General features: G+C 64.7%; 12 protein-coding genes and 1 pseudogene. 8 read left to right on the top strand and 5 right to left on the bottom strand.

Annotated features, from left to right (window positions below):
* On the bottom strand, nt 1-718 hold a 718-nt coding region (locus VTU_RS0115150), incomplete at its 3' end, for a GlxA family transcriptional regulator (protein WP_010105640.1).
* A 171-nt stretch (nt 719-889) separates the two neighbouring features.
* Here VTU_RS0115150 and VTU_RS0115145 point away from each other — a divergent pair.
* Genes VTU_RS0115145 through VTU_RS0115135 form a run of 3 tightly spaced genes read left to right on the top strand, consistent with a single transcriptional unit; the run spans nt 890 to nt 3538 of the window.
* Nucleotides 890-1996, top strand: coding sequence for an S-(hydroxymethyl)glutathione dehydrogenase/class III alcohol dehydrogenase (locus tag VTU_RS0115145; RefSeq protein ID WP_010105639.1), 1107 nt, complete (start codon nt 890-892; stop codon nt 1994-1996).
* A gap of 12 nt (nt 1997-2008) precedes the next feature.
* Nucleotides 2009-2905: an S-formylglutathione hydrolase gene (gene fghA / locus VTU_RS0115140; protein WP_010105638.1), complete on the top strand. Its 897-nt coding sequence runs from the start codon at nt 2009-2011 to the stop codon at nt 2903-2905.
* Nucleotides 2906-2929: 24 nt separating this feature from the next.
* Complete coding sequence (locus VTU_RS0115135; protein ID WP_010105637.1) at nt 2930-3538, top strand: glutathione S-transferase family protein; 609 nt, start codon at nt 2930-2932, stop codon at nt 3536-3538.
* Between the two features lie 272 nt (nt 3539-3810).
* On the opposite strand, the gene VTU_RS0115125 is transcribed toward VTU_RS0115135, so the two are convergent.
* Nucleotides 3811-4284: a GNAT family N-acetyltransferase gene (locus VTU_RS0115125; protein WP_010105636.1), complete on the bottom strand. Its 474-nt coding sequence runs from the start codon at nt 4282-4284 to the stop codon at nt 3811-3813.
* Nucleotides 4285-4357: 73 nt separating this feature from the next.
* Between VTU_RS0115125 and VTU_RS32870 the strand changes: the two are divergent.
* Nucleotides 4358-4606, top strand: a pseudogene (locus tag VTU_RS32870) (RES domain-containing protein); the annotation flags it as partial.
* A gap of 87 nt (nt 4607-4693) precedes the next feature.
* On the opposite strand, the gene VTU_RS0115120 reads toward VTU_RS32870, so the two are convergent.
* Nucleotides 4694-5035: a hypothetical protein gene (locus tag VTU_RS0115120; protein WP_236610753.1), complete on the bottom strand. Its 342-nt coding sequence runs from the start codon at nt 5033-5035 to the stop codon at nt 4694-4696.
* 11 nt (nt 5036-5046) lie between these two features.
* Nucleotides 5047-5463, bottom strand: coding sequence for a hypothetical protein (locus tag VTU_RS34915; protein ID WP_236610752.1), 417 nt, complete (start codon nt 5461-5463; stop codon nt 5047-5049).
* Nucleotides 5464-6389: 926 nt separating this feature from the next.
* On the opposite strand from VTU_RS34915, the gene flhD reads away from it, so the two are divergent.
* The 4 genes from flhD (at nt 6390) to VTU_RS0115090 (ending at nt 9639) form a co-directional block, all read left to right on the top strand.
* Nucleotides 6390-6716: a flagellar transcriptional regulator FlhD gene (flhD, locus tag VTU_RS0115105; protein ID WP_010105632.1), complete on the top strand. Its 327-nt coding sequence runs from the start codon at nt 6390-6392 to the stop codon at nt 6714-6716.
* 27 nt (nt 6717-6743) lie between these two features.
* Entirely contained in the window at nt 6744-7295 is a 552-nt protein-coding gene (flhC, locus tag VTU_RS0115100; protein ID WP_010105631.1) for a flagellar transcriptional regulator FlhC, read from the top strand.
* Nucleotides 7296-7430: 135 nt separating this feature from the next.
* The gene (gene gspF / locus VTU_RS0115095; protein ID WP_010105630.1) at nt 7431-8663 is read left to right on the top strand and encodes a type II secretion system inner membrane protein GspF; all 1233 of its coding nucleotides are present in this window, start codon (nt 7431-7433) and stop codon (nt 8661-8663) included.
* 49 nt (nt 8664-8712) lie between these two features.
* Entirely contained in the window at nt 8713-9639 is a 927-nt protein-coding gene (locus VTU_RS0115090; protein WP_010105628.1) for a 5'-nucleotidase, read from the top strand.
* Between the two features lie 22 nt (nt 9640-9661).
* Here the strand turns inward: VTU_RS0115090 and VTU_RS27510 are convergent.
* Nucleotides 9662-10423 (bottom strand): FGGY-family carbohydrate kinase (locus tag VTU_RS27510; protein ID WP_010105626.1); only part of this gene is annotated, 762 nt, incomplete at its 5' end.

Raw genomic sequence — 10423 nt, 5'->3', positions numbered from 1 at the left:
CGTCCAGATGACAAAGAATCCAGTCCTGCACCCTGCGGACCCCGGGGTGGCTGGTATTTTGGCTCGCCAAGTGCACGCTGAACTGCGACTGCCCGCCCGGCCGTTTCAGGTACACGACCAGATCCCGCGCGACTTCCAGCGCCAGGCCGCGCCCGAAATCCTCCTCGACCAGCGCCAGCGCCAGGTCGATTCCCGCAGTCACTCCGGCCGACGTCCAGAGCCGACCGGCGCGCAGATAAATCGCGTCCGCCTCGACCTGCACCCCGGGAAAACGGGCCTGCATCAGCGGGGCGACGCTCCAGTGCGTGGTGGCGCGCTGGCCGTCGAGCAGGCCCGCGGCGGCGAGGAAGAAACTGCCCGAGCACAGCGCCACGAGCCGCTCGATGCGCGGCGCGGCGGCGCGCACCCAGTGCAGCAGCGCCGGATTGTCTTCGAGCGCCGCCTCGATCGCCCGTGCGCCCACGATGAGCGCGATGTCGGGCAGCAGCGCCGCGTCCAGGCCGCGGGTCGCGACCAGCGACATCAGCATGTCCGAAGGCACTGCGCCGGCGGCCGTTGATACCACCGCGACGTCGTAGCCCCGGGGCTGCTTTTGCCGCGCGAGGTGGATGTTGGCGTATTCGAAAACGCTCATCGTGCCGATGGCCTCCAGGGCCTTGAAACCCGGATAGACCACGATGTCGACGCGGCGTGCTCGGGACGCGGAAAGCGGTGCCATGGACAGGGCCCTTTCATATCGGACGGGGCGGGGTGACGTGATTCGGCCAAATTGGTGCGCTGTGCGGCCAAGTTGCCCGGCGCCCGTCGGTGCGCTGTGGCAGCGGCGCGCACGCGCTTTCACAATCCGTTCGGCACAGCACACTATAGAAGAGGCTTCAAGGAGACAAGCATGAAGACGAAGGCCGCAGTCGCCTGGAAATCCGCCGCCCCCCTGAGCATAGAAACCGTGGACCTCGACGGCCCGAAGTTCGGCGAGGTGTTGGTCGAGATCAAGGCCACAGGCATTTGCCACACCGACTACTACACCCTCTCGGGCGCCGACCCGGAAGGCATTTTCCCGGCAATCCTCGGCCACGAAGGCGCGGGAATCGTGGTCGACGTCGGGCCCGGCGTGAGTTCGCTCAAAAAGGGCGACCACGTGATCCCGCTCTACACGCCCGAATGCCGGCAGTGCAAGTTCTGCCTCTCGCGCAAGACGAATCTCTGCCAGCTGATCCGCGGCACCCAGGGCAAGGGCCTGATGCCCGACGCCACCAGCCGCTTCAGCCAGGGCGGCAAGCCCCTGTTTCACTACATGGGCACCTCCACCTTCAGCAACTACACGGTGGCGCCCGAGATCTCGATGGCGAAGATCCGCGAGGACGCGCCCTTCGACAAGGTCTGCTACATCGGCTGCGGCGTGACCACCGGAATCGGCGCGGTGATCTTCACCGCCAAGGTCGAGGCCGGCGCGAACGTGGTGGTCTTCGGTCTTGGCGGAATCGGGCTGAACGTGATCCAGGGCGCCAGGATGGTGGGCGCGGACAAGATCATCGGCGTGGACGTCAACCCCGGGCGCGAGGCGATGGCGCGCCGCTTCGGCATGACGCATTTCCTCAACCCCAAGGAGCAGGAGAACATCGTTGACGCGATCGTGCAGCTGACCGACGGCGGCGCCGACTACAGCTTCGAGTGCATAGGCAACACCCAGGTGATGCGCCAGGCGCTGGAATGCACGCACAAGGGCTGGGGCCGCAGCGTCATCATCGGCGTGGCGCCGGCCGGCGCGGAGATCAGCACCCGCCCCTTCCAGCTGGTCACGGGCCGCAAATGGGAAGGCTCGGCCTTCGGCGGCGCGCGCGGGCGCACCGACGTGCCGAAGATCGTCGATTGGTACATGGAAAAGAAAATCAACATCGACGACCTGATCACCCACACCATGCCGCTCGCGGACATCAACCAGGGCTTCGATCTGATGCGGCGCGGCGAATCGATCCGCGGGGTCGTGCTGTACTGAGGGCGAACCAAATTGCAAATCCTTTCCGAACACCGCTGCTTTGGCGGCGCGCAGCGCTTTTATGAACATGACTCGGGCCAGACGGGCCTGCGCATGCGCTTTTCCGTGTTCCTGCCGCCGCAGGCCGCGGCCGGCGACGTGCCCGCCCTGCTCTACCTCTCGGGCCTGACCTGCAACGAAGAGACCTTTGCGATCAAGGCCGGCGCGCAGCGGCTGGCGGCAGAGCTCGGGCTGGCGCTCATTGCGCCCGACACCAGCCCGCGCGCAGCGAATGTCGAGGGGGAAAGCGCGAGCTGGGACTTCGGCGTGGGCGCAGGCTTCTACCTGGACGCAACGCAGGCGCCTTGGGCGCGGTTCTGGCGCATGGAAAGCTACATCGTCGAAGAGCTCCTGGCGCTCGTTGGCGCGCAGCTGCCCATCAGCTTGCAGCGCCTGGGAATCTTCGGCCACTCGATGGGCGGACACGGCGCGCTGACGCTCGCGCTGCGGCATCCGGGACGCTTCCAATCGGTCTCGGCCTTCGCCCCCATCTGCGCGCCGACGCAATGCCCGTGGGGGCGCAAGGCGTTTGCCGGCTACCTCGGCAGCGACCCCGCGGCCTGGGCGCAGCACGACGCCAGCCTGTTGATGGAGCGGCAGACGGCGCCGCCCTGGCCGCAGGGCGTGCTGCTCGACCAGGGCCTGGACGACAAATTTCTGACCGAGCAGTTGCAGCCCGAGTTGTTTCGCGCAGCCTGCGCCCAAGTGGGCCAGCCGCTGGAACTGCGCATGCACCCAGGCTACGACCATGGCTACTTCTTCATCCAGAGTTTCATCGCCGACCACCTGATGCACCACAGCCGGATTCTTGCGCGCCTGCCCGCAGACGAGCCAGGCAAGCCAGATAAGCGTTCCCCGCCAACCATTTGATCATTCAACCCCAAGGAGACACAGATGCCAAAACTCTACGACTGCGACATTTCCGGAAGCTGCTACAAGATCCGCCTCTTCATGAGCATCCTGGGCGTCGCCTACGACGCCGTTCCCGTGGACTTCGTGAAAAAGGAACACAAGTCCGCGCGCTACCTGGCGCTCAATCCGTTTGGCGAAATCCCGATCTTTGAAGACGGCGACCTGCGCCTGCGCGATGCACAGGCCATCCTCGTGTACCTGGCGCGCAAGTACGACAAGTCCGACACCTGGTTCCCGAACGACGCCGCGGCGCAGGGCAAGATCGCGCAATGGCTTTCGACCGGCGGCGGCGAGGTCATGAACGCCGCGGGCGCGCGGCTCGTGAAGGTGCTGAACTACCCGCTGGACCTGGCAAAACTGCACGCCGGGGCGAACCGGGTTTTCAAGATCATGGACGACCACCTGGCCGACCGGGAATTCCTGGAACTCGGCCATGCGACCATAGGCGACATCGCCTGCATGCCCTACACGGCGCTGGCTGGCGAAGGGGGAATCGACCTTGCGCCCTACAGGAACGTGCTGTCCTGGATCGAACGCATCAAGCGCCTTCCGGGCTTCATTCCCATGCCCGGCATTGCCACCGCGTCCTGACGCAAAACCGGACGGACGCACAGGGGTGTGCGATGGAAACGGAGCGGATAGGCCTCGTTCCCGTTAACGGGGGGAGGGGGACCCGTTGCCGATCATGCGCACCCTGGATTGCCGGCGGGAGATGCGCCAATCCCCTTGGCCAAGTCGGGCAACTATGCGGCGTCAGATTGCCAATGGGGCGCGATGCCGAAAGTTTGAAAAACCGTCTTGGTAGAGATGGGATAGCGTTCGAAGCCGAGCATTGCAATCTGCCCGAACCGGACTCGAATCGTTTATGTGGAGGTTGGCACTTCGCTCGGGGTATCGAGGCGTTGGTGATAAGTGATATACACCTCTTCGCGCTCGTAGCCCAGTGATTCATACAAGTTCTGCGCGATCTTATTGGTCGTGGCGGTATCGAGCGTCAAACGTTGCGCACCGTCCCGGGTGAAGTGCTTGGTGATGTAATTCATCAAATACCGGGCATGGCCATTCCGTCTTGCGGATTTGACGACGTACAGATCCGATAAATAATAGTAGGTACGCAGCATCAGCGAACAAACCGCCGGGTACAACTGGGAAAATCCCGTCGGGGTACCGTTGTCATCGAGCAGCAAAAAAATTTTGGACCGTTGCTGCTTTAGATTTTTCTCGATAAAAGCGCGCGAAGCCGGTAGATCACTCGCTTGTTCATAAAAAATTCGATAATCATTAAACAGCTCTGCAATGATATCCAGTTGTGCTTCTGTGCAGGGAATGACTTGCATTTTCTTTCTTTTCTGAAAAGAGGTTAATTGACTTGGCCGATTTCAATCTGGATGCCGTTCACGTTGGGGAAGAAGAATCCATGGCAGCGATTACACCGACACCCATGCTGTGGCGGCGGGCGCTCAGGATCGGGGCGTGCAGTGGCTGTCCTGCGAATCCGTGAGGGCACCGGCCGCGCACTGCGCCGTGGTGTTTGATCCGGATGGCCTCAGAGAGTCCCCAGAGGGACTTGAACAGACAATGCAGACGTGGCATTGCAAGGCGACGCGAAGCGGTGTGATGTTTACACGGGGGCGTGAAAGCTACGACTGGGCGTTTTAAGCAGAACTTCGCCCGGATGGTCGTGCGATCTTTGCCCACGTGAATGGACTGCCGAGTCGGGTGGTTCCGAGTTCAGTCGCAGCGTCATCAACACTTGCCCGCGGCCTTCAAGAGCGCGTTGCATGAGGCGTCGGTCGTTGCTTGTTGACCGGCCTTGCCAAGCTCGGTACACATCGCGTCAGACACCGGGAACGAAGCGCCCAAGCCAGTGACGTAGCAGCTGTATCGCCTTCCGGTGTTGGTTTTGACGGTGTATCTGGTCCTTATGCCATCGTTCCTGTGGTCGGATATGGTGAACGAGCCCTCGTCCAAGCCAAGAGCATGTGCGGTGTTCTGCTCGATCGCGTCGGTCGCGGCGAAGCCGGTGGACAGCAGTGCAGCCACAGAGATCATTGCGAGTGTTGCCCGCCGTGGGAGTAGGTAGTTCATGGGTTCTTTCTTCATTTCTTGCCAAGCTCGGTACACATCGCGTCAGACACCGTGAACGAAGCGCCCAAGCCGGTGACGTAGCAACTGTATCGCTTTCCGGTGTTGGTTTTGACGGTGTATCTGGTCCTTACGCCATCGTTCCTGCGGTTGGATATGGTGAACGAGCCCTTGTCCAAGCCAAGAGCATGTGCGGTGTTCTGCTCGATTGCGCGGGTCGATGCGAAGCCGGTGGACAACAGCGCAGCCACCGAGATCATTGCGAGTGTTGCCCGCCTTGGGAGTCGGTAATTCATGGGTTCTTTCTTCATCAAGAGAGTTTTCTGGATGGTCTGCAAGCAACCTGGCATGCAGGTGGCGTTGCTTTCGGGGCCGGTATGGCCGTTGTTGCCCAAGCTCGGTACGCATCGCGCGTCAGGCGTGACAATCATGCGGGTGACGCAGCAACCGTATCGTTTCGGACATTTCGATGATACCTCAGTTTAACGGATCGAAAGGGGGGACCCCAACCGGCGCAACGGGCCGGAGGGGGTAGGCAGGTCAGAGTTGGCTGGCTCACGCCTGCACCCACTGCGAGTGCCTCCCAAGTGCAGGCCGTCCATTTGTCTTCCCGGATGCCGTCACCCAGGGGCTGCCGGGTCTCAAGCCCAGTGTGTTGCCCGCTACACACAGGGACTCCCGATTTATGCAACAACGCCCAACATGGCGCTCCCCGTACATACAGTCTCGGCACGGGTCAGCTTCAGATCAGAGCTCCGCTTGCTTTGGAGGGGATTTCACGTTAGCTTTCATGGTTGAAAAAGTACTTGCTACGGGTGATGGTGAATGGAAATCGTTAAATCCGCATCCATCTTTTTATATTTCTTGGCGAGCAGAACTTTATATTATTCTGCAGTCGGAATTGTTGCTTCTCTTGACGTCAAGATTCCAAGAGATGTTATAATTTTGTATTCTTATCTTGTGGTATACGGGTGTTTTGTGCCATTTGTGTTGTTCTTGGTTTTTTTAATGAAACTGTTTCGTTGGAAGTGGAGTACCACAGGATTCGTTGTGGCACTCTATTTTTTATACTTCAAACTCGTGATATTAGGATTTGCGGAGGCCAAGTCCAGCTGGGTGCTTTTGGTCGTTTGAAAAATCCGGCGCCGCCGCAGGCGTTGCCGGAATGGGGCGGCGCTTGGGCTCGCTTGTAGGGCAGATTCCTACTCGGCGCGGCGCAAAACCAGACAAGCGACAGCGCCAAACCCTGACTCAATTTTCGAGCGCGGCCGTTTCACAATCGCTGGCAGCGGAGCACGCGAAACCTGCAGCCAGCAGGCGACGCAAGACGCGCAACCGGAAAACCCAAGGAGCGGCCATGACCCACGAACAACTTTTCGCCGAAATCCGCGAAGCCAACCTCGGCTATCTGATGCTGGCACAGACGCTGATCCGCGAGGACAAGGCCGAAGCGGTTTTCCGCCTCGGAATGAACGAAGAGTCGGCCGATATCCTGGCCTCGCTGTCCGCGGCGCAAATCATGGCGCTGGCGTCGAGAAACACGCTTCTTTGCAGCTTCCGGGTTGACGACCAACTGGTCTGGAGCCTGCTCACCAACCACCCGACGAAGAAGGCGGGCAGTGCCGCCGCGAACACGCTGCACGCCAACATCCTGATGGCTGGCCGCGTGTCGGAAGTGCTCTGAGAACCCCTGCGCCCACGAAAGCCTGCCATGTCCACACCCGCCAAATCCCCCGTGAAGAGCATTCTCGACGAGTCCCGGCAGATCGAGCGCGCCGCGATGCTGATCCGCATGGGCGCCCGCATGCAGCTGCTGGAGTCGGAAACCACGCTGTCGTATGAACGCCTGATCCGCCTGTACAAGGAAATCGCCGGCAGGTCGCCGTCCAAGGGTCAGCTGCCTTTTTCGACCGACTGGTTCCTGACCTGGCAGGAGAACGTCCACAGTTCGCTGCTTCTGGGAATCCACGAGTACCTGTCCAAGGCCATGGCGCTGGACGCCGCGGAACTGCTGGTCAAGGCCTACCGCCTGTACGCCGAACAGGTGGGCACGGCCGGGGTCGATCCCCTGCTGTCCTTTACCCGCGCATGGCGCTTGGTGAAGTTCATCGACGCCGGCATGCTGACCCGCACCCGGTGCGCACGCTGCGGCGGCCAGTTCGTGACCGCGCCATACGAGAGCCGCCACTTCATCTGCGGCCTGTGCAACCCGCCCGCCCGCGCCGGCAAGAGCAAGACCGCCGGCGCGCTGATGCTGCATTGAGCTGCCGAACGCAGCCTGCGGGAGCGCGCCCATGGCGCTGCTGCGTGTCGGCGGTCGGCAGCGGCTACCATCGCGGGCTGCCGTGCACGTCTTGCGCGGCCCGTGTGACCTCCCCGACCGCCCGATCGCCCTTGCATGCCTGCTTTCTCCTTTGAAGCCCTGGACGCCCAGGGCCAGACCCGCAAGGGCCTCATGGAGGCCGATACGGCCCGGGCCGCGCGCAGCCTGCTGCGGGCCCAGGCCCTGGTGCCGCTGCAGGTCGAACGGGTGCAGGCCAGCCAGTCGCCCGACGGCCGCCCGATCAGCCTGGGCCAGCGCTTGTTCACCCGGCCCGTGTTCAGCGCCACCGCGCTGGCGATCTGGACGCGCCAGATTGCCGGGCTGGTGTCCTCGGGCCTGCCGCTGGAGCGGGCACTCACCGCCCTGGCGGAGGAGGCCGACGAGGAGCGCCAGCGCCTGCTCGTGGCCGAGCTGCGCGCCGAAGTCAACGCCGGCGCCACGTTCGCCAGAGCGCTGGCGCAGCACCCGCGCGAGTTTTCCGACATCTACTGCGCCGTGATCGGCGCGGGCGAACACAGCGGCAGCCTGGGCCTGGTGCTGGAACGCCTGGCCGACGACCTCGAGGAGCGCCAGGCGCTCAAGGCCAAGCTCGTGGGCGCAGCGCTCTACCCCGCCATCGTGACCCTGGTGGCGATCGTGATCGTGCTGTTCCTGGTCGGCTACGTCGTGCCCCAGGTGGCGAGTGTGTTCGCGGGCACCCGGCGGGCGCTGCCGTTTCTCACGCAGGCGATGCTGGGAATCAGCGCCTTCGTGCGCAGCTATGGGTGGACCCTGCTGATGGTCTGCGGTTTGGCCGCTTTCGGCGCGCGCTGGGCGCTCAGCGTGGAGTCGGTGCGCGAAAGGTTTGACGCGGCCTGGCTGAAGTTGCCGCTGATCGGCCGGGTGGCCCGCGGCTACAACGCGGCCCGGTTTGCCGGCACCCTGGCCATGCTCGCGGGCGCGGGCGTGCCCATTCTCAAAGCCCTGCAGGCGGCCGCCGAAACGTTGAACAACCGCGCGCTGCGGGCCGACGCGCTGGACGCGCTGGTGCTGGTGCGCGAAGGTGCGCCCCTGGCCTCGGCGCTGGCGCAGAAAAAGCGCTTTCCGGGCCTGCTGCCGATGTTTGCCCGCCTGGGCGAGCAGACCGGCCAACTGCCCGTGATGCTGCAGCGGGCGGCGCGGCAGCTGTCCGCCGAGGTGCAGCGGCGCGCAATGCACTTGGCCACGCTCCTCGAGCCGCTGCTCATCGTGACCATGGGCCTGGTCGTGATGCTGATCGTGCTGGCCGTGCTGATGCCCATCATCCAGCTCAACCAGTTCGTCAAGTAAAAGAAATGGCGCCCACTGCCCCCGCTGCGGCGATTTCAGGGAGCCCCCCATGGCCGTGACCCTTGACGGCAAGCTCGTGGTCGCGATCTCCTCGCGCGCGCTGTTCGACTTTGAGGAAGAGAACCGCGTTTTCGAGCATGGCGACGACCGCGCCTACGTGGAACTGCAGCGCCAGCGGCTGGACGTGCCCGCCGCCCCCGGGGTGGCGTTCTCGCTGGTGCGCAAGCTGCTCGCGTTCAATGCCTCGGGAGCGCAGCGGGTGGAGGTGGTGGTGTTGTCGCGCAACGACCCGGTCAGCGGAATGCGCGTTTTTCGTTCGTGTGCCGCGCATGGCCTGCCCATGGTGCAGCGCGGCGTGTTCACGCAGGGGCGCGATCCGTTTCGCTACCTGCGGCCGTTGGGCGCGCAGCTGTTCCTGTCGGCGAACGTGGCCGACGTGCGCGAGGCCCTGCACCTGGGCTACCCCGCCGCGCGGGTGCTGACGGAGTCGGTGCAGGCCGGTGACTCCAACCCGCAGGAAGTGCGCATCGCCTTTGACGGCGACGCCGTGCTGTTCTCCGACGAAGCCGAGCGCGTGTACCAGGCCGGAGGGCTGGACGCCTTTCAGCAGCACGAGACCGACAAGGCCGCGCTGCCGCTGCCGGACGGCCCGTTCAAGCCCCTGCTCGCCGCGCTGCACCGCTTGCAGTCGGCGGGCGCAGCCAGTGGCAGCGCAATGCGCATCCGCACCGCCCTGGTCACGGCGCGCAGCGCGCCCGCGCACGAGCGCGCGATCCGCACGCTGATGAGCTGGGACATCGCGCTCGACGAGGCCATGTTCCTCGGCGGTCTGCCCAAGGGCGAGTTTCTGCGCGAGTTCGAGCCGGACTTTTTCTTTGACGACCAGACGGGCCATGTCGTGTCCGCCGCGCGCCACGTGCCCGCAGGCCACGTGGACGGCGGCGTCGCCAACCTCCCGCGGCCGGCGGGAGCTTGAGGCCCGCCCCGGCGCCGGCGCCTCAGGCCGTGCCCGGCGCAGGCGCACGGAACTGCGATTGCAGCGCCGGATAGAGCGCCACGAAGCGCGCGTAGCGCTCGGCCAGCAGCGCCTGCTGCGCGGCCTGCGGGGTGAAGCGGGCGTCGGCGGGCAGCGGCTGGCACCACTGCGCCTCGTCCCCGCCGCAGGCCATGGCCGCGAGCCGCGCGGCGCCCAGCGCGGCCGCGGCGTGCGCGCCCTGCGGGCGTTGCAGGGGGCAGCCCAGGGCACTGGCGAGCAGCTGCGCCCAGGGGTCGCTGCGCGCGCCGCCGCCGACCAGGGCCAGCGCGGTGTCGGCGTCGGCGTCCCCCGTGCCGGCCTGGCGCATGGCGTTGAGCCCGTCGAGCAGGCCAAAGCCCACGCCCTCCATCACGGCGTAGGCCAGGTCGGTCGCGTCGTGCCCGGGGCGCAGGCCCATGAAGACGCCGCTGGCCGCGGGGTCGTTGTGCGGCGTGCGCTCGCCGCTGAGGTAGGGCAGAAACAGCGGTGCCTGCGCCTGCCGCGTCTGCGCCATGGCGCCCACGGCGGCGGACCGTTGCGCCTCGTCGCCCGGGCCCGTGAGGCGCGTCACCCAGCCGAATGCGCTGGCGGCGCTGAGCATCACCGCCATCTGGTGCCAGCGCTGCGGCAGCGCGTGGGCAAAGGCATGCACGGCGCGTTCGGCCGCGGGGGCGAAGGACTGCGTCACGCGGAACACCACGCCCGAGGTGCCCAGCGACACAAAGCCCTGGCCGGCCGTGCGCGC

The organism is Verminephrobacter aporrectodeae subsp. tuberculatae At4 (assembly GCF_000193225.1).
GTDB lineage: Bacteria > Pseudomonadota > Gammaproteobacteria > Burkholderiales > Burkholderiaceae_C > Acidovorax > Acidovorax aporrectodeae.
The sequence above is the reverse complement of the archived record's forward strand: the minus strand, read 5'-3'. Positions and strand labels throughout refer to the sequence as shown.

Bases quoted from the DNA above. Each gene is read 5' to 3' on its own strand.
- VTU_RS0115135 (WP_010105637.1), top strand. From the start codon at position 2,930: ATGCCAAAACTCTACGACTGCGACATTTCCGGAAGCTGCTACAAGATC.
- VTU_RS34915 (WP_236610752.1), bottom strand. From the start codon at position 5,463: ATGATTGTCACGCCTGACGCGCGATGCGTACCGAGCTTGGGCAACAAC.
- flhD (WP_010105632.1), top strand. From the start codon at position 6,390: ATGACCCACGAACAACTTTTCGCCGAAATCCGCGAAGCCAACCTCGGC.
- VTU_RS0115145 (WP_010105639.1), top strand. From the start codon at position 890: ATGAAGACGAAGGCCGCAGTCGCCTGGAAATCCGCCGCCCCCCTGAGC.
- VTU_RS0115120 (WP_236610753.1), bottom strand. From the start codon at position 5,035: ATGAACTACCTACTCCCACGGCGGGCAACACTCGCAATGATCTCTGTG.
- flhC (WP_010105631.1), top strand. From the start codon at position 6,744: ATGTCCACACCCGCCAAATCCCCCGTGAAGAGCATTCTCGACGAGTCC.
- gspF (WP_010105630.1), top strand. From the start codon at position 7,431: ATGCCTGCTTTCTCCTTTGAAGCCCTGGACGCCCAGGGCCAGACCCGC.
- VTU_RS0115090 (WP_010105628.1), top strand. From the start codon at position 8,713: ATGGCCGTGACCCTTGACGGCAAGCTCGTGGTCGCGATCTCCTCGCGC.
- VTU_RS0115125 (WP_010105636.1), bottom strand. From the start codon at position 4,284: ATGCAAGTCATTCCCTGCACAGAAGCACAACTGGATATCATTGCAGAG.